Annotated in this window: 19 protein-coding genes; 12 read left to right on the forward strand and 7 right to left on the reverse strand. The window is 69.1% G+C overall.

The window, feature by feature from the left end; genetic code table 11:
* Positions 1–41: 41 nt before the first annotated feature.
* Together C1A33_RS36300 and C1A33_RS06770 are read left to right on the forward strand one after the other, a co-directional pair.
* Entirely contained in the window at positions 42–134 is a 93-nt protein-coding gene (locus tag C1A33_RS36300) for a HepT-like ribonuclease domain-containing protein (protein WP_243407270.1), read from the forward strand.
* Positions 135–264: 130 nt separating this feature from the next.
* Positions 265–897: an RNA polymerase sigma factor gene (locus tag C1A33_RS06770; RefSeq protein ID WP_165818260.1), complete on the forward strand. Its 633-nt coding sequence runs from the start codon at positions 265–267 to the stop codon at positions 895–897.
* An 801-nt stretch (positions 898–1,698) separates the two neighbouring features.
* Here the strand turns inward: C1A33_RS06770 and C1A33_RS06780 are convergent.
* A complete protein-coding gene (locus tag C1A33_RS06780) occupies positions 1,699–2,130 on the reverse strand; it encodes a PPOX class F420-dependent oxidoreductase (protein ID WP_101830671.1) in 432 nt (143 codons plus the stop codon).
* 50 nt (positions 2,131–2,180) lie between these two features.
* On the opposite strand from C1A33_RS06780, the gene C1A33_RS06785 reads away from it, so the two are divergent.
* Positions 2,181–2,621, forward strand: a complete 441-nt coding sequence (locus tag C1A33_RS06785; protein ID WP_101830672.1) for a MerR family transcriptional regulator — start codon at positions 2,181–2,183, stop codon at positions 2,619–2,621.
* Between the two features lie 152 nt (positions 2,622–2,773).
* Here the strand turns inward: C1A33_RS06785 and C1A33_RS06790 are convergent, their stop codons facing one another.
* A complete protein-coding gene (locus C1A33_RS06790) occupies positions 2,774–3,496 on the reverse strand; it encodes an MFS transporter (RefSeq protein WP_341477192.1) in 723 nt (240 codons plus the stop codon).
* On the opposite strand from C1A33_RS06790, the gene C1A33_RS06795 reads away from it, so the two are divergent.
* The 4 genes from C1A33_RS06795 to C1A33_RS37335 all read left to right on the forward strand — a co-directional run bounded on the left by C1A33_RS06795 (position 3,495) and on the right by C1A33_RS37335 (position 5,702).
* A complete protein-coding gene (locus C1A33_RS06795) occupies positions 3,495–4,433 on the forward strand; it encodes an NAD-dependent epimerase/dehydratase family protein (RefSeq protein WP_101830673.1) in 939 nt (312 codons plus the stop codon). The genes C1A33_RS06790 and C1A33_RS06795 overlap by 2 nt on opposite strands.
* 342 nt (positions 4,434–4,775) lie before the next feature.
* Positions 4,776–5,183, forward strand: coding sequence for a hypothetical protein (locus C1A33_RS06800; RefSeq protein ID WP_101830674.1), 408 nt, complete (start codon positions 4,776–4,778; stop codon positions 5,181–5,183).
* Complete coding sequence (locus tag C1A33_RS06805; protein WP_101830675.1) at positions 5,180–5,557, forward strand: helix-turn-helix domain-containing protein; 378 nt, start codon at positions 5,180–5,182, stop codon at positions 5,555–5,557. The genes C1A33_RS06800 and C1A33_RS06805 overlap by 4 nt, the downstream gene beginning before the upstream one ends.
* Positions 5,558–5,570: 13 nt before the next feature.
* A complete protein-coding gene (locus C1A33_RS37335) occupies positions 5,571–5,702 on the forward strand; it encodes a hypothetical protein (protein WP_279354595.1) in 132 nt (43 codons plus the stop codon).
* Between the two features lie 35 nt (positions 5,703–5,737).
* Here the strand turns inward: C1A33_RS37335 and C1A33_RS06810 are convergent, their stop codons facing one another.
* Positions 5,738–6,598: an NmrA family NAD(P)-binding protein gene (locus C1A33_RS06810; RefSeq protein WP_101830676.1), complete on the reverse strand. Its 861-nt coding sequence runs from the start codon at positions 6,596–6,598 to the stop codon at positions 5,738–5,740.
* Positions 6,599–6,756: 158 nt separating this feature from the next.
* Here C1A33_RS06810 and C1A33_RS06815 point away from each other — a divergent pair, with 158 nt between their 5' ends.
* From C1A33_RS06815 to C1A33_RS06835, 5 genes are all read left to right on the forward strand, one after another.
* On the forward strand, positions 6,757–7,269 hold the full coding sequence (locus C1A33_RS06815) for a winged helix-turn-helix transcriptional regulator (RefSeq protein WP_243407267.1): 513 nt from the start codon (positions 6,757–6,759) through the stop codon (positions 7,267–7,269).
* A gap of 258 nt (positions 7,270–7,527) precedes the next feature.
* The gene (locus C1A33_RS06820; RefSeq protein WP_101830678.1) at positions 7,528–9,234 is read left to right on the forward strand and encodes a CocE/NonD family hydrolase; all 1,707 of its coding nucleotides are present in this window, start codon (positions 7,528–7,530) and stop codon (positions 9,232–9,234) included.
* A complete protein-coding gene (locus C1A33_RS06825) occupies positions 9,234–10,874 on the forward strand; it encodes an AMP-binding protein (protein ID WP_101830679.1) in 1,641 nt (546 codons plus the stop codon). The genes C1A33_RS06820 and C1A33_RS06825 overlap by 1 nt, the downstream gene beginning before the upstream one ends.
* Positions 10,871–11,659, forward strand: coding sequence for an enoyl-CoA hydratase/isomerase family protein (locus tag C1A33_RS06830; protein WP_101830680.1), 789 nt, complete (start codon positions 10,871–10,873; stop codon positions 11,657–11,659). The genes C1A33_RS06825 and C1A33_RS06830 overlap by 4 nt, the downstream gene beginning before the upstream one ends.
* Positions 11,656–12,408: an SDR family oxidoreductase gene (locus C1A33_RS06835; RefSeq protein ID WP_101830681.1), complete on the forward strand. Its 753-nt coding sequence runs from the start codon at positions 11,656–11,658 to the stop codon at positions 12,406–12,408. The genes C1A33_RS06830 and C1A33_RS06835 overlap by 4 nt, the downstream gene beginning before the upstream one ends.
* Positions 12,409–12,427: 19 nt before the next feature.
* Here C1A33_RS06835 and C1A33_RS06840 read toward each other — a convergent pair whose 3' ends face one another.
* From C1A33_RS06840 to C1A33_RS06855, 4 genes are all read right to left on the reverse strand, one after another.
* Positions 12,428–12,973 (reverse strand): TetR/AcrR family transcriptional regulator, encoded by a 546-nt coding sequence (locus C1A33_RS06840; protein WP_243407269.1) that lies wholly within the window; start codon positions 12,971–12,973, stop codon positions 12,428–12,430.
* Between the two features lie 321 nt (positions 12,974–13,294).
* Positions 13,295–14,191: an ABC transporter ATP-binding protein gene (locus tag C1A33_RS06845; RefSeq protein WP_101830683.1), complete on the reverse strand. Its 897-nt coding sequence runs from the start codon at positions 14,189–14,191 to the stop codon at positions 13,295–13,297.
* The gene (locus C1A33_RS06850) at positions 14,188–16,053 is read right to left on the reverse strand and encodes a branched-chain amino acid ABC transporter ATP-binding protein/permease (RefSeq protein ID WP_101830684.1); all 1,866 of its coding nucleotides are present in this window, start codon (positions 16,051–16,053) and stop codon (positions 14,188–14,190) included. Before C1A33_RS06850 ends, C1A33_RS06845 begins: the two co-directional genes overlap by 4 nt.
* Position 16,054: 1 nt before the next feature.
* Entirely contained in the window at positions 16,055–16,915 is an 861-nt protein-coding gene (locus C1A33_RS06855; RefSeq protein WP_165818261.1) for a branched-chain amino acid ABC transporter permease, read from the reverse strand.
* Positions 16,916–17,032: the final 117 nt, after the last annotated feature.

A 17,032-nucleotide genomic window follows, 5' to 3' on the forward strand; every position in this document is an offset into this window, starting at 1 on the left:
CCGGGCGAGTCTCGCCCGAGATCCGCGCGCGCTGGCCGGACGTGCCGTGGCGATCCGTCACCGGCTTCCGCAACATCGCCGTTCACACCTACTTCGGTGTCCAGGTCGTCGACGGTGGCGTCCTCGACAGGTGAACGGTCGGACAGCGGTGGCTGGCGGGCAGCCGTGTCGCCTCCGGCGGCGCGGAGGAAGGCGATCATCTGGGACGCGCCTGGTCCGGGAACCGGATGTCGACGAGCGGACATCATGTGGCATGAGGCAGCGATGACAGACGAGTCCGCGTCGGACGAGGCCCTCCTGGCGCGGGCGGCGCAGGGAGACGGAGCTGCCTTCGGACAGCTGTTCCGTGCACATGCTGACGCCGTCTACTCCTATTGCTTTCACCATCTGGGGACCTGGAGTACCGCCGAGGACGCGACATCAATAGTATTCCTGGAAGCATGGCGGTGCCGAGCGAAAGCGGTGGCAGTATCAGGATCACTACGGCCATGGCTCTTCGGAGTAGCAACAAATGTAATGCGAAACCAGCAGCGGTCAGCTCGGCGGTACGACGCCGCACTGTATCGGTTGCCGCCTCCGCGCGCCGAGCCTGATCACGCAGACCGCGTCGCGAATCAACTCGACGACGAACGCCAGATGCGTCAGCTCATAAATGAGCTGATGAAGCTCAGTCGAGGAATCCGGGAAGCGTTCATCCTGGTGACACTCGAAGAGCTGAGTTACGCCGAAACAGCGGTCGCTCTCGGAATTAGAATAGGTACGGTGCGGTCGAGGGTCGCTCGCGCCCGCGCCCACCTGAAAAGAATTGACACTTCGACAGAAGATTCGAGTAGCTTTATCGAAGTGGCCGAATCGTCGATTCATCGGAGTGAGGGGATGGTCACGCGAGATGCCTGATATGCGAGGTCTGGACTGCGTACCGCACCGGCCCCTCCCCGCGAACAGACTGGAGCAGCGTCAGGAGCTGCTCGAGCGGCACGTTGCGGCATCGATTCGCTCTCGTAAGACCTCCTGGTGGAGGCGGAAGAGTATAGGAATTCCGGCCGTGACGGTAGCGGCCGCCTGCGTTGTCGCCGCCGGCTGGGGGCTGCAGAATGGAGGAGAGGCGGAGGGCTCGCTGGCAGTTGGATGCTATTCCACACCCAGCCTGCAGAGCGACACGGCAGTTTTCGACAATGGCCAGAAAGATCCAGCCACAACGTGTCGAGACTATTGGCAACGATCGGGGATCATCATCGATGGGGGTGTAGCTGTCTGCCTCAGGCGAGACGGAGGAATCGCAGCATTCCCCGTGAAGAACGCCTGCGAGACGTTGGAACTGAAACCCTTCCTGGGAGTGTCCGAGAAGGCTGCCAGGTTTGCAGAATTCAAGGAGGAGGCGGTGCAACTGTTCGCTGCAGACCGGTGTCGGCCACGCGGCGAGCTCATCGCCGCACTCAGGCAGATGCTTGATGACCTTGGTCTGCTTGGATGGTCGATCGATGACAGCGGGTACTCTCAGCCCCGGGCCCAAGGACTTCCCTGTGCCAGTCTCGCCTTCGATCATAAGCGATCAGTCGTGAACGTTGTTCCATTCGCTGGTCTGCCGCCTTCGGATGAGGCGCCCGGCGGATCCGGGTTGCCTACAGGTCCGTGATCGGAGAAGCGGACGGACCGCGCGGCCGCGGCCGGTCACGCCACGGCCTGCGGATGTCCCGGTCAGGCGATCGTCGCGCCGTACACGTGGTCGACCGTCATCGTGATGAGGACCCGGCGGTCGGAGACCATCACCGCGCGGTACTCGTCCCAGTCCGGATGCTCCCCGGCCGCGGCACGGTAGTAGTCCACCAGCGCCTGGACCTCCGGCCCGTTCGGGTCTCTCCCCGGCCCGGTGAGCTTCGCCAGCCCCTCGACCGTCGCCCACGACATCCCGTCAGGACCCGTGACCTCCAGCGTGGCGCGCGGATCCCGGCGCAGGTTCGCCGTCTTGGCCGCCCCTTGGATGGTCGAGACAAGAACAACGCCGGCCCGTTGGTCGTAGAACGGCATGACGGGCGAGAGCTGGGGCCGGCCGTCCGACCTGATCGTCGCGAGAACACCGAGCCGGCTCGCCGCGAGCAGCACGTGCGGGTCGAAGGATGTCGAGATCATGAGAGGATCATCAACCTTCAGATCGGTGTGAAGGTCAAGGAGGAACGCCCGTGCTCATCGGGGAACTGAGCCGACGGACCGGCGTGCACGCCCACCTGCTGCGCTACTACGAGGCCCAGGGCCTGCTGAGGCCCGCCCGCGCCAGCAGCGGCTACCGCGAGTACGGCGACGACGCCGTCCTCACCATCACCCAGATCAGGAAACTGCTTGACGCCGGCCTGTCGACACGGGAGATCAAGGTCATCCTGCCCTGCGCCACCGGTTCGGCGCCCGACCTCGAACCCTGCACCGACCTGCTGGACACCTTGCGCGCCCGCCTACACGACCTCGACGAGCGCATCGACACTCTTGACCGCTCCCGCCGGGCGCTGCGGGGCCACATCGCCGCGGCCGAGGGTCGTCGCCCGGCCGCCGCGCACCCGGCGTGCCCGCCGGCCGTGCCCGTCACCCGCACGCTCAGCGAACACCTCGCAGGCGCGCAGCGACACTGACCGGTTCGAGCGGCCCCCGATGGCGCTGTTGCGTCGTGGGAAGGCAGTGCATGACGAAACTCTCCGACGGTCCGCGGCCCGCGGACTTCCGGCGGCCGCGTACACCGTTGGTGCTGCCGACACCGTTGGTGCTGTCGATGCCCTGCTCGCACCTACGGGGACTCGCTGGCCGCCGTCGTGGGCACGGTGTCCCGCGGCGACGGTGCCGGCTTCCGCCTCGGCAGGAACACGGTTGCGGCGAGCGCGCCCAAGGTGAGGACGAACATACAGGTGAGTGCGGGGGTGAACCCGTTCGCCTGGAGAACGAGGGCCATCACGGCCGTACCGGCCGCCGCACCGACCCGCTGGATGACGTTGCTCGCGCTGGTCGCGCCCGGAATGTCCACCGGGTGAAGCGTCCGGTACACAGCGACGCTGGCGTGCAGGCTCGCCGCTCCGAACCCGATCCCGCGGACGAACAGGGAGACGCCGAGCAGGACCAGGTTGCTGTCCGCGGTGGCGAAGACGTACGGGAGAGTGCCCGCGCTCGCGACCACCAGACCCGCCGCCGCGAGCGGGCGCGGCGCAAGCCGGTCGGCGTACCGGCCGGTCACCAGATACGCCAGCCCCAGGCCGACGACGTCCAGGGAACGGCCACGCCCAGATCGGACGCTGGCGCTGCTTGCCGGAAGGCAACCGGCGACGTGGCCCGGACCGGTCCAGCCGATCCCGGGCCGTCCGGTAGCTGAACCCGCGTAGATTCTGTCTGTAGGTGCCGCGTCCAGAGGTGGGCGCGGGCGGTGAGTCATCGGGGTGGGGCCATGCGCGCGCAGAGCTCCTTTTTCTATGCCCTGAAACGCGTGTGACTCTCTGCCTGAGAAAGGCATCTCCGTCATGCATCTCCTGATCCTTGGTGGTACCAGGTTCGTCGGGCGGGCCGTCGTCGACGCCGCGCTCGCCGCCGGTGCCGAGGTGACCCTGTTCAACCGTGGGCGGACGGCCCCGGGGCTGTATCCCCACCTGGAAACCGTGCTCGGCGACCGGACCGCGGATCTGTCCGCCCTTGTCGGACGCCACTTCGACCTGGTCGTCGACTGTGCCGGCTACGAGCCGGCGGTGGTCGCCCGCTCGGTCAACGCCCTGGGCGACGCGGTCGCCCGGTACGTCTTCGTGTCCACCGTCTCGGTCTACGCCGACCAGACCATCCCACCTGTCGAAGGCGGCGCGCTCCTCGACGACGACTCCTACGGTGGCCGCAAGGCCGCCTGTGAGCGGGTCGTGCTCGGCCGGTACGGCGAGCGCGCCCTGATCGCCCGGCCCGGCCTCATCGTCGGACCACACGACCCCACCGAACGGTTCGCCTACTGGCCACGGCGTTTCACCCGCCCCGGCCCGATTCTCGCTCCCGGTGACCCGACCGACCCCGCCCAGTTCATCGACGTTCGTGATCTCGCCACCTGGTTGGTCACCTCGACCGCCTCCGGCGTCTACAACACGGTCGGACTGCCACTGCCACTGCCGATGGGCGAGCTGCTCGACATCTGCCGAACAACTGCCGGCTCGAACGCGCGGGTTGTCTGGAGATCCACGGCGGACCTGCTGGCAGCCGGCGTCGAGCCGTGGATGGGCGTGCCGCTGTGGATCGGCGATCCCGCCTGGAGAGCGGCCAACCTGGTCGACGGGCACCGCGCCCGCGCCCACGGCCTCACAACACGCCCGGTCGCCCAGACGGTCATCGACGTCGCCGCGTGGGACGCCGCCCGCGGCCCCCGCGGCACGCGTGAACCGCTGCCGGCGGCGGACGAGAAGCGACTTCTGCTCGCCGGCTCCTGACCCAGACCCGGACCGGCGGCTGCCCGAAGCGCCCGGGCAACCGCCGGTCCGCCTGGTGCGGAAAGGACGCGCGCCACCTGACGCCACCTGACAGACATCCGGCCCGATCTCTCACCGGGAGCCGTCGGTTGCGTAGCCGGACGGGTGACAGCGGTGTCGCGAAGCGTTGCCAGGCCGCGTGGTCCGTGGCCGTCCGCAGCAATCATGGGGATACGAAGATCGATCTTCGTGGCAGCCGGATCACCGAGGTGTGCCGGCGTCCAGAGTCCGCCGCTACTCACCCCTCAACAGGGCCCGGCGCATGCCTTGCATGGAATATGCCCTCGATGTAATGCTGTTGGGGTGGACATCGACTGGCCCGAGGACTTCGGGCGGTGGCTCGACCGCCTCGAGGACGAGGCGCACGCCGGGGACGGGCACTCGCGTCTCCTCCTGGCGTACACCGCCCGTGCGCTCGACCAGCTGCGACGCAGGTCAGACCCGCCTACGCCAGACAGCGAGACGGCGACCCTCCGATGGGTACGGCAGTCCCGCCGGTACCCGCTCTGGCGGGTCTCGCACGCCTACGACCCGCGGGCAGCTGTCCGGCTGATCTGCTGGTTCCCTCCTGGGGCTGGCACCGTGGTCGTCACGCTGTTCGCTGCCGACAAGGCCAGGTCGGGAGACGCCTTCTACGACGGGGTAGCCGCCAGAGCCGATCCGATGATCGACCAGTGGAAGCGCGAGACAGCCTACGAGGAGAAGCCATGACTGAGGACGCCACGCCGCAGCCTTCGACGTTCGTCCGTGGCAACGACCACCTGGACCGGCTCCTGTCGGATCCGCAGCTCGCCGCTGACGTCACCGAGGCGCACATGGCGGCGGAGGAGATGGACCGGGTCCACGCCATGAACCTGGCGATGATCCGCAAGGCGGCCCAGATGACCCAGGCGGAGGTCGCGGGGAAGCTCGGGGTTGGCCAGGCCGCCGTCTCCCGCCTCGAAAGCCGCGAGGACATGCTCCTGTCCACCCTCTACGACTACCTCACCGCGACCGGCGCCGACGCGGCCAGCATCGTCGTCACCGTCCACGGACACCGCATCGAACTCGATCTAGGCAGCATCCGCAGCGCTCGGATCGCCTGACGACGCGAGCATCGTGGCGACCTCGCTTCTGTCCCGACCACTGCCGGGGACCGGCGACTGGGACGGCCTGGCACGCCGACAGATCGACCTGATGATCAACGGCCTCGGCCCCACCGCGCCTTCGGCCGATGGGAAGTCGTGCTGACAGCTTCCAGCCTCGGCCTTGGGCGCGGTGGCGGGTCAGGACCTGGCAGCGCGGATGACATCGGCCAGCGGCGTGCTGGGGCGGCCGATCAGCGTCTCCAGATCGGTCGTCGGCACATCGAGTTCGCCGCGGGCGATCGCCGCGTCGAGGCCGGCGACGAAGGCAGCCGTGCCCTCGTCGAGACCCGCGTGCTCGCGCAGCGTGGCGATGAACTCAGCCTCGGGCAGATCCTGGTAGGTGACGTTCGTGCCGGTCACATCGGTGATCGCGGCGGCGAGCTCGGCCAGCGTGAATGGGGTCCCGCCCAGCTCGTACGTCGTGCCCTCGTGCCCGTCGCCGGTGAGGACAGCGACCGCGGCGGCGGCATAGTCGGCGATCGTCGCGCCGGCGATCTTTCCGCCCCCCGCAGCGCCGACGATCACGCCAGTGGCGAGGTGGCGAGCCAGGTCGCGGGTGTAGTTCTCGATGTACCAGCTGTTGCGCAGGAACGTGTACGGCAGGCCGGACGCGGCGATCACCTGTTCGGTGGCCTTGTGCTCGACCGCGAGGCTGACCGCGCTGGTGTCGGCGCGCACGATGCTGGTGTAGGCGATCCGGGCGACGCCGGCCGCCTTTGCCGCCTCGACGACGTTCGTGTGCTGGACGATCCGCTTGCCCACCTCACTGGCGGAGACGAGGAGCAGGGTGCTCACACCGGCCAGCGCAGCGGTGAGCGTCTCCGGCGCGTCGTAGTCGCCGAGGCGGACGTCCACACCGCGGGCCGCGAGGCTGGCCGCCCTTTCCGGTGCGCGGGCGAGGCCGACGAGGCTGGACTGGGCGACACCGGCGCCCAGCAGCCCGTCGATGACGAGCGGCGCGAGGTGGCCGGTGATGCCGGTGACGGCGATGGATCCCATGGTGGCTCCAGTTCTTCGGGTGTCGGGTCCTACCGGTGCGGGCGTCGGGGCGCTTGGCGGGCGCGGTCCGCGAGGAGCCGGACTAGTACCATCGACACCGCAGTACTAACTATTCCACAGTACTTTCAAGCCACACTGGGCCGCCGTATTCTGGGAACATGACCACGGTGCGTGCCTCCGGCTCCCAGGGCACGCCGGCCAGCCAGAGGGCGCGAGCCACTGGGCGGATGCGGGCTGGCCAAGGCGGCCTGGATCGGCCGGGCGACCACTCGGAGGGGGCGGCCCGCGAGCCGTCGATCAGCGATGAGCTGATCAGCGACGTGTTCAACCGGGACTGTCCATCCCGGTCGGCCCTGGAGGGCGTCGCGGGCAAATGGGGGATCCTCGCGCTGCTCGCGCTCGGCGAGGGCGGCTACCGATTCAACGCGCTGCGGCGGCGGGTGGAGGGCGTCAGCGAGAAGATGCTGTCCCAGACGCTGCAGACCCTGGAGCGTGACGGGATGGTCGTGCGTTCGGTGGTCACGACGATCCCGCCTCGGGTCGAGTACTCGTTGACCCCGCTCGGCGCCCGGGTCGCCGAGCGGCTACGTGCGCTTGCCGACCTGTTCGAGGACTCCATCGACGAGATCGGGCGCGCCCGCACCGCCTACGACACCGACCACGCGATCTGACCTGGTTCTGAAGATCCGCGATTCGGCTGAGCGGCGACGAGGATTCCGACCTTCTACCCGGCCTGTGACGGCGCGCGGGCAGGCGCGGTGGCCGCGGGTGGGGTTGAGTCGTTCGAGGATCTCAGCTGGAGCACGCCGGGCACTGACGGTACGTTGACAGGGTACTTATGTGCTAGCTAACGTACCGTCATCCGAATTCTCCGCTCAGTTGAGGGGCGCCGAATGCAGCATGTATACGACATAGATGTCCGGATTCCGATGCGTGACGGCGTGGCTTTGGCCGCCAATGTGTGGCGCCTGGCCGACGGCACGGGGCCGACGCTGCTTGTGCGCCTTCCGTACGGCAAGGACAGCCTGATCACGGCCTCGGAGATCCTGCCGAACTTACTGACACTACTGGAGGCTGGCTACGCGGTGGTGACGCAGGACTGCCGAGGCACGAATCGTTCGGAAGGCGAGTTCGTTCCGCACATGGCCGATCGGGCCGACGGCGAGGACACGCTCGCCTGGATCGTCGACCAGCCGTGGTCCGACGGCACGGTGGGCATGTACGGAGCGTCCTACCTCGGGATGGTCCAGTGGGAGGCCGCCGCGACCGGCTCCCCCGCCCTCAGGGCGATCGCGCCGTCACTCACCTCGATTGACAACTATGAGGCGCCCTGGTATTCGGCGGGCGGTGCGCTTTCCCTGAGCCTGGTCACGTTGTGGAGCGCCCTGATGTACGCGGCCGACGCGCAGCGGTCGCTGGCGGCCGGCACAGGCTCGCCGGCCCAGGTACAGGAGCTCGTCGCGGCGTTGCTGGCTCCCGAGCCCCTCAACGATGTGCTCCCGACGGCCGAGGTTCCGGTTCTGGCGGCCTACGGTAAATGGTGGAACGACTGGATGTCCCACCCGGCCCACGACGGATTCTGGGACGCGATCGAACTCACGTCCGAGCTCAAGAACGTCACCGCCCCGGCGCTGAACATCGGTGGCTGGTACGACCTCTACATCGGGCAGACCGTCCGCACCTTCACCGCCGCCCGCGAGAACGCCGGCACCGCGCAGGCACGCGAGGGGCAGAGACTGGTCATCGGTCCGTGGGAACACGAGTCCGCGCGTGGCGTCTACCCCGACCGCTCCTTCGGCCCGATGGCCTCGGTCCGGATGATGGGCCTGAACGAGCTGTACGTGAAGTTCTTCGACCGCTGGGTCCGCGGTGACACCAGTGCCCTCGACGGCGTGGCCCCCGTGAAGATCTTCGTGATGGGCATCGACCAGTGGCGCGACGAGCAGGACTGGCCGCTGCCCGACACGACGTGGACCGACTTCCACCTCGGCAGCGCCGGCCACGCCAACACCGCGGACGGCGACGGCGTGCTGACGACCGAGCCAGCGGCCGTCGCCGGGCATGACACCTACCTCTACGACCCCCGCCGCCCGGTGCCCACGGCCGGCGGGGCGTGCCTGCCGACGACCCCGGGGTTCTGTGGCCCGGTCGATCAGCGGACCGTCGCCGGCCGCGAGGACGTGCTGTGTTTCACGGGTCCCGTGCTCGAGGAGCCCGTCGAGGTCACGGGCCCGGTCAGCCTGACCCTGTTCGTCTCCTCGTCGGCGGTGGACACCGATTTCACCGCCAAACTGGTCGACGTCTTCCCCGACGGCAAGGCGATCAACCTGTGCGACGGTATTCTGCGCGCCCGCTATCGCAACAGCCGCGCCAGGGAAGAGCTGATGAAGCCCGGCGAGGTCTATGAGATCACCGTCGACCTGACCGCGACCTCGAACGTGTTCCTCCCCGGTCACCGCATCCGCCTGGACGTTTCCAGCAGCAACTTCCCGCGCTACGACCGCAACACCAACACCGGCGGCGTCATCGCCCGCGAGACCGAGGAGCAGATGATTCCCGCGATCAACCACATCCACCACGGGCCGGACCACCCCAGCCGCCTCGTCCTGCCGATCATTGATCGGAAGAAGCAGTAGTGGGCGCCGCCGGCCGGGTCGCGGAACTGACCGCGACCTTCACCGCCCCCCGCCTCGACGTCGCATGGCTGCTGTGCGACCGGCACCCCGCCGACCAGGTCGCGTTCACTGTCGTCGATGACCCCGACGCACCGACCGTCCTGTCCTTCGGAGAGCTAGCCGTGAGCTCGCACCGCTATGCACGGGCGCTGCAGGGGCTGGGGGTCGGTCCCGGCGACCGGGTCGCGACCCTGATGGGCAAGAGCACCGACCTGGTCACGCTCATTCTCGCGATCTGGCGGCTCGGTGCGGTCTACGTCCCGCTGTTCACCGCGTTCGCGCCCCAGGCCATCGCCCTGCGGCTGGAAGGCTCGGGCGCGCACGTCGTGGTCGTCGACCCCGATCAGCGTCACAAACTCGACCCGGGTCCGGACCTGCCGCACGACCCCGAGCGCCGCGTCGTCGTCACCGGAACCGGCGCGTCCCTCGGTGGCGCGTCGCTGTCAGACCTCGTCGCCGCCGTGTCACCGGAGCCGGTGGCCGCGGTCACCACGAGCGGGGACGGCCCGCTGGTGCACATGTTCACCTCTGGCACCACCGGCAAGCCCAAGGGAGTGATCCACCCCGTCTCCTACATCGCCGGATGGCAGATCTACCTGGAGTACGGCCTCGGCGTCACCCAGGAGAGCAGCTACTGGTGCGCCGCCGACCCGGGGTGGGCCTACGGGCTGTACGCCGCGATCGTCGCTCCGCTGGCCGCCGGCGTTTCGAGCCTGCTGCTGGCCCAGGGGTTCTCCGTCGAGTCGACCTGGCGCACGCTCGTCGAGCACTCGGTCACCGACTTCGCCGCCGCCCCGACGGTGTATCGGAGGCTGCGCTCGTCGTCGGTGCCCGTGCCTGCGGGGCTGAGCCTGGAACGAGCGTCCAGCGCGGGGGAGCCACTGACCCCCGAGATCAACGACTGGGCCGACGCCGCGCTCGGCGTCGCCGTGCACGACCACTTCGGCCAGACCGAGCTCGGCATGCCACTGGCCAACCACCACCATCCGGAACTCGCCCGTCCCCTCAAGGTCGGATCGATGGGTCGGCCGGTTCCCGGCTGGAGCCTCGCGGTGCTCGCCAATGACAAGGACGAGCCCGTCGGACCAGGCGTGCTCGGCCGGCTCGCCATCGACGTCGCCGCGAGCCCTCTGATGACGTTCCGCGGCTATCAGATTCCCGGGCAGAGCGACGCCAGGTTCACCGCCGACAAGCGCTGGTACCTCATTGGCGATGCCGGGCGGTTCGACCCCGACGGCGACTTCTACTTCTCGTCCCGCGACGACGACGTCATCATCATGGCCGGGTACCGCATCGGGCCGTTCGAGATCGAGAGCGTTCTCGCCCAGCACCCCGCCGTCGCCGAGTGCAGCGTCATCAGCGCACCCGACGACGTCCGCGGGGAGGTCATCGAGGCCTACGTCGTCCTGCGCGGCGGCAACGACGCCTCGCCGACGCTGATCACCGAACTCCAGCAGCTCGTCAGAACCCGTTATGCCGCCCACGCCTACCCGCGCACCATCCACTTCATCGACGCCCTGCCCAAGACACCCAGCGGTAAGACACAGCGTTACCTTCTGCGCCGCAACCGACGAGCCGAACTCACCCAGGAGGTACGTTGACCGGCGCCGAACCCCTGCTCGTCGAGCAACGCGGCGCTGTCCGCTGGTTGCGGCTCAACCGCCCCGAGCGGCGCAACGCCCTCGACGTCACCCTGATCGAAGCCCTGGACAAACAGATCACCAGTGCCGAAGCCGATCCCGCCACCGCGGTCGTCGCGGTGGCGGGCAACGGGCCGAGCTTCTGCGCCGGCGGGGACTTCCACCAGTTCCTGGACCTGCACGACCGCGGCCACAATCCGGTCCGCTTCCTGACCGACGTCTCGGCCTGTTTCAGCCGCATCGCGGCCGCCACCAAACCGTGGGTCGCCGTGCTGCACGGCCACGCCGTCGCCGGCGGCCTCGAACTCGCGTTGGTCTGTGACGTCGTCGTCGCCGCCGACACCACACTCATCGGCGACGGTCACCTCACCCGCCGGCTCGTCCCGGCCGGCGGATCCAGCGTCCGGCTGCCCGGTGCGGTCGGGCGCGGCCTCTCCCGCTGGCTCCTGCTCACCGGCGAACTGCTGCCCGCGACCGCGTTCGCCGGCACCGGCTGGATCCGGGCGATCGTGCCCGAAGCAGACCTGCACAGCACGGCGGACCGCATCTGCCGTCAGCTGGCCGACCGCGCCAGCCCCGCCCAGCAGCGGCTCAAGGCGTTGCTGCACCGCATCGACGGCGTCGCGCCCGAACACGCCCTGGGTGAGGAACTGGCCACCTTCGCCGACAACTGGTCGGCGAGTTCGGTGGCCGACGCCCTGCGCGCCTTTCTCGATCCCGAAACCACGAAAGGCGACGATCAGTGAATCGCTACCACGGACGCGTCGTCGCCATCACCGGTGGCGCGCAGGGCCTGGGTCTCGCCATGGCCACCCGCTTCGCCGCCGAAGGCGCCGCGGTCGCACTGGCCGACGTCAACGGCGAAGCCCTCGAAGCCGCCACCAGAACAATCACCCACGACGCCGAACTCCGCGGCGACGTGATCGACGTGACCGACTCCGCCCAGGTCAGCGCCTGGATCGCCGGCGTCACCGATGACCTCGGCCGTCTCGACGTCCTGGTCAACAACGCCGGAATCATCCGCGACAACCGGGTCGAAGATATCACCGACGACACCTGGCGCGCGGTGCTCGACGTGAGTCTCACCGGCAGCTTCCACTGCGCGCGCGCCGCGTTCGGGCCCATGAAGCGCCAGGGCTACGGGCGCATCGTCAGTTTCTCGTCCATGTCCTGGCACGGGAACTTCGGGCAAAGCAATTATGTGGCCGCCAAGGCCGGCGTCGTCGGCCTGACCCGGGCCCTCGCGCTCGAGGGCGCGCGCCACGGCATCACCGTCAACGCCATTGCCCCCGGCCTCATCGAGACCCCCATGCTCGCCTCGATGAACGGCCCCGCCCGCGACAAGCTGATCAGCAAGATTCCGATGCGCCACACCGGCAGGCCGGAGGACATCGCCGACGCCGCGGCGTTCCTGGCCAGCGAAACAGCCGGCTACATCACCGGCGTCGTCCTGGACGTGGACGGCGGCATCTCCATCGGATCCTCGATTCGGTGACAGCGCGGCCCGTCCGCCCTCAGGCCGGTGGCGCGCTCAGACCGTGCAGCAGGAGATCCGCCATCTCGGCGTACGCCTCACCCGCGCTCAGGCCGCTGCTCCGCAGGAGCACCCCGGACTGGACACCTTCGATGGCCATGGCAACGAGCTGCCCGGCGAAGTTCCCGTCGATCGGCCGCAGCGCGCCCTCCCTGACGCCGTCGGCGATCAGCTCCTGAACTCGCCGAGCCGCAGCCGCGGAATTCGTCCGGTAGATGCTCGCGGTCGACCGGAGACCGATCATGTCGGCGTAGAACCGGGTCGAACACCGGCTCATCGCCCGGCCGACCATCGACAGGTACGTGGGAATGCGCAGCCTCGGGTCGGCCACGTCGGCCACGGCCTGCTCGATCTGTTCGGTGGCCTGGCGGAAGAACTCCTTCGTCAAGGCCACCACCAGATGCTCCTTGGTCCCGGCCACGCTGTAGAGCGTCGCCTTCGAACAGTGGAGCCGGTACGCCAGATCATCCATGCTCAGCGCCAGGAAACCCTCGGCGAGCACGAGTTCCTCAAGATCCCTGAGCAACTGGGCGCGGCGTTCAGGGTCGACCCGCCGACGCCGCGCAGAACCGTTACCGGTGCCGTCCACTCCAGTCGTCAGAGGCCCCGTCATCACCCACCCAGTATGACCTGGTGGGGAGGTCCTATTCGGCCCGGCGGCCGCGGTGTCCAGCACGACCCTGAGCCGTGCGGCTGCCGGGTGAGCCAGTACTCCAGGGGCGCCGGGTTCGCGGCGTGGGGTCGTCGCCACCTCGGCGAGGACGAGGTGGCGACGACGCGGTGCGTCCCGTGCGGGCAGTACGTTGCTCGTGCGCGTGACGGTGCTCGTGCGCGTGGCGGTCCGGCGTCAGCTCGCCCAGGCGGTGGTGCCGAACATGGCCGCGGTGATCTGCTCGACGGAGACCTGGTCGGCGGGTTGGCTCAGCACCGAGCGCCCCTGATCGACGAGGATGACGGCGTCCGCATAGCCGCTGAGGACCTCCTCGACGATCTGCTCGACGAGCAGAATCGCGAGGCCCTGCGCCTTGAGCCCGTCGATGATCTGGAGGACCTGCTCGACCGCCAGTGGCGCGAGACCTGACGACGGCTCGTCGATGAGCAGCACGCTGGGCTGGGCAACCATGGCCGTGGCGATGCTCAGCATCTGCTGCTGCCCGCCGCTGAGCTCGCCACCGAGGCGCCTGCGACGATCGGCCAGCACGGGGAAGTTCGCCCAGGTGCGTTCGAGCGCCTCGGCGCGGCCGGACCTGCCGACCGTGGCGTGCAGAGCCACCGAGATGTTCTCCGTGACCGTCAGGTTGCGGAAGACGCGCTTGCCTTCCTGCACGATCCCGAGGCCCCGCTGGACCCGTGTCCAGGGTGGCAGTCTGGTCACGTCCACCCCATGCAGGCGGACCGATCCGGCCCGGGCGCCAAGCAGTCCGACCAGGCCGGACAGCAGCGTGGTCTTGCCCGCGCCGTTGCGTCCGAGCAGGGCCGTCGTGCGCCCGGCGTAGACGTCGACGTCCATGTCCCACACGGCCGTCAGATCGCCGTAGCCCAGGCGCAGTCCCCGCGCCGACAGCGCCGGCTCCGAAGCAGCCGTCCCGGCGGCGGTCCCGGCGATCTCGGTCCCGGCGGCGGTCCCAGTGGCGGCGGTCCCAGCGGTGGCGGTCCCGGGTTCGGCCGTCGTGAAGGCCCCGGTCCCGGCGCGGGGCGTTTCGGAGGCCGTCGCCCTGGTGGCGGGCGTGGAGTGGTCACTCATGCGGATCCCTCCAGCGCGGTCGCCGCCGGCTCCTGGTGCGTCCCGTGCCGGGAGCCCAGGTAGCTGGCGATCACCCGCGGATCGGACCGGATCTCCTCCGGCGTTCCGTTCGCCAGCAGGCGGCCGAGCTCCATGACGTACACGTCGTCGGCGACGCCGAGGACGAACGAGATGTTGTGCTCGATCAGCACGACCGTGGCCCCGGCGTCCTTCAACCGCTGGAGCAGGTCGCGCAGCTCGGCGATGGCGTCGTCGTCCATCCCGGCCGCCGGTTCGTCGAGCAGGATGACCTTCGGACGGCCGGCGACGGCGCGCACCACCTCGAGCAGTCGCCGTGTGCTGAGCGGGAGGCTCGCGGCGGACTCGCCGGCGTGCCCGCCGAGCGCGACGACGTCGAGGGCGGCCATCGCGATCTCGCGGTCGCCGCGCGCCGTGCGCCGGTACCTGGGCAGCCGAAGCATCGCCGACGGCGCGCCGAGTCGGCCTTCGATCAGGCAGCCCGACGCGGCCACCTCGAGGACGCTCATCGCCGACGGGATCATCGGGGTCTGGAAGGTCCGGCCGATGCCCTCCCGCGCCCGGCGGGCGGCCGACAGCCCCGAGACGTCCTTCCCGCCGATCTCCACCGTGCCGGTGTCCAACGTGATGGCGCCCGAGACCGCGTTCAGCAGGGTGGTCTTCCCCGCGCCGTTGGCACCGATCAGCGCGGTGATACGTCCGGGCTCCGCGCGGAAGTCGACGCCGCCGAGCGCCTTGACCTCCCCGAAGGCCCGGCTCGCGCCCGTCACTCGCAACGACTCGCCGGGGATGGCGAGATCCGGCGCCGCCGCCTGGCCCGATGCCGCCGGGCCAGCGGCCTGGGCGGGCCGAGCGTCGCCTTCGATTCCGACAGCCAGGAGCTTCGCCAGCCGCCGCAGGCCGGTCCGGGCGACGCCCGCGAGCCCACCGGCGAGGACGGTGCCGACCAGGACGAGGAAGAATCCGTAGACGATCAGGGAGTAGCGATCGAACGCGCCCGCGTTCAGCGGCCCGAGCACCAGGAGCGCCGCACCGATCGGCGCGCCATACACGCTCTGCGAGCCACCCACGACCGACGCGGCGAGAATCGCGATCGACATCGACAGCGTGAACGACGACGGCGCGACGTACACGCTGGCATATGCGAACAGACAACCGGCCACACCGGCCGGCAGGCTGCCGAGGACGTACGCGGTCAGGCGCAGCCGCAGCACCGACAGCCCCAGCGACGAGGCCAGAACCGGGTTCTCCTTGAGAACGCGCAGAGCCAGCCCGAACCGCGACATCACGAGGTTACGGAAGATCACCAGCCAGGCTGCCGCGGTCAGGACGCACAGCAGGTAGAGCGCGACGTTCCCCTTGATCGGGATGCCGAGGAAGGTCGGATTGATCAGACCGTAGATGCCCGTGTACCCACCGGTCTCGCCCTCGAAGGCGAGAGCGATCGGCGCGACCAGGAGTACCAGGAAGAAGGTGATGAGACCCAGTGCCAGATGACTGAGCCGCAGCCCGGGAAGGCCGGTGACCAGCCCGAGGATCGCGGAGGCGGCGATCGCGATGACCATCGCGATCGCCAGGTCGTGGACCTCGTGCTTGGCGAGGATTCCCGCCACGTACCCGCCGAGCGCGAGGATCGCGACCTGGCCGAGGACGACCTCACCCGCGTACCCGAGCATGAGGTTGAGGCCGCTGACGAGAAGCGTGTAGATAGCGATGAGGATCAGCTGACGCAGGAATCCGCCCTGATAGCCGGCCAGCGGCAGGATGACGAGCACGGCCAGGGCTACCAGCGGAAATGCCCAGGGGTTCCGGGTGAGCGGTGCCGGGACTGATATGGATTTCATCTCAGACCAATCGAATCCGTCGGTCACCGAACAGCCCGGTCGGCTTCAGCAGCAACACGACCAGTAGTAGCGCGAACACCACGAGCAGCGGGTACTGGCTGCCGGCGTAGCGTTCCGTGTGGGCCTGGACAAGGCCGATGACGATCCCACCCACCCAGCAGCCCACGTAGCTTCCGAAACCACCTGCCGTGAGCGCCGCGAAGGCGTAGACGACGAGGGTGGATCCCAGGCTGAACACGGCGCCGGTCTTGGGGGCCACGAAGATTCCCACCGCGCCACCGAGGGCCCCGGCGACGACGAAGGAGCCCGAGACGAGTCGTCGGGTGTTCACCCCCCGGACCGCCGCGGCCACGGCGTCCGCCGTCATCGCGCGGCCCATGAGCCCCCATGGGCTGCGGGTGTGCAGCAGGTGCACGCCGAAACAGAGAACGACGCCGAGCAGGATCATCGCCAGGTCGGTGACCTGGAGTCGCCCGCCAAGCGCATTGATCGAACCGCCGTGGAAGACGGCGTGGACGGGCCGCGGCTCGGATCCCCAGATCGCGAAGGCGAGGCCCTGGAGGACGACGCCGGCGCCGACCGTGGTCACCAGCGGAGCCCAGCCCGTCCTGTCCTTGAGCGGGCGGATCGCGGCCAGTTCCGTCAGCCAGCCGAGCACTCCCCCGACGACCGCCCCGATCGGCACGGCCAATAAGATCGGTAATCCGTTGTCCTGCACGAAGAACGCTATGAACGCCCCCACCATCAGATACTGGGCCGCCGCGAACGAGAAAACGCCCGCGGTGGCGATGGTGACGTTGTACAGCAGGGCCGCGACCGCATAGAGCGACCCCAGCGCCAGGCCTGTCCAGATGATCGTCACTGACTCTCCTCGCCCATCTCTCTTACCCGGGCCCGACAGGACGTGTCCGGGGTGGAAGCCGAAGGCCATCCACCCCGGACACGCCAGGCGGTGCTACCCGATCAGGGAGTCACCATT

Origin of the sequence: Frankia canadensis (assembly GCF_900197875.1) — a bacterium.
In the GTDB taxonomy this organism is placed as follows: Bacteria; Actinomycetota; Actinomycetes; order Frankiales; family Frankiaceae; genus Frankia; species Frankia canadensis.

Bases quoted from the DNA above. Each gene is read 5' to 3' on its own strand.
- C1A33_RS06850 (WP_101830684.1), bottom strand. From the start codon at position 16,053: ATGAAATCCATATCAGTCCCGGCACCGCTCACCCGGAACCCCTGGGCA.
- C1A33_RS06795 (WP_101830673.1), top strand. From the start codon at position 3,495: ATGCATCTCCTGATCCTTGGTGGTACCAGGTTCGTCGGGCGGGCCGTC.
- C1A33_RS06790 (WP_341477192.1), bottom strand. From the start codon at position 3,496: ATGACGGAGATGCCTTTCTCAGGCAGAGAGTCACACGCGTTTCAGGGC.
- C1A33_RS06780 (WP_101830671.1), bottom strand. From the start codon at position 2,130: ATGATCTCGACATCCTTCGACCCGCACGTGCTGCTCGCGGCGAGCCGG.
- C1A33_RS06810 (WP_101830676.1), bottom strand. From the start codon at position 6,598: ATGGGATCCATCGCCGTCACCGGCATCACCGGCCACCTCGCGCCGCTC.
- C1A33_RS06820 (WP_101830678.1), top strand. From the start codon at position 7,528: ATGCGTGACGGCGTGGCTTTGGCCGCCAATGTGTGGCGCCTGGCCGAC.
- C1A33_RS06805 (WP_101830675.1), top strand. From the start codon at position 5,180: ATGACTGAGGACGCCACGCCGCAGCCTTCGACGTTCGTCCGTGGCAAC.
- C1A33_RS06770 (WP_165818260.1), top strand. From the start codon at position 265: ATGACAGACGAGTCCGCGTCGGACGAGGCCCTCCTGGCGCGGGCGGCG.
- C1A33_RS06815 (WP_243407267.1), top strand. From the start codon at position 6,757: ATGACCACGGTGCGTGCCTCCGGCTCCCAGGGCACGCCGGCCAGCCAG.
- C1A33_RS06845 (WP_101830683.1), bottom strand. From the start codon at position 14,191: ATGAGTGACCACTCCACGCCCGCCACCAGGGCGACGGCCTCCGAAACG.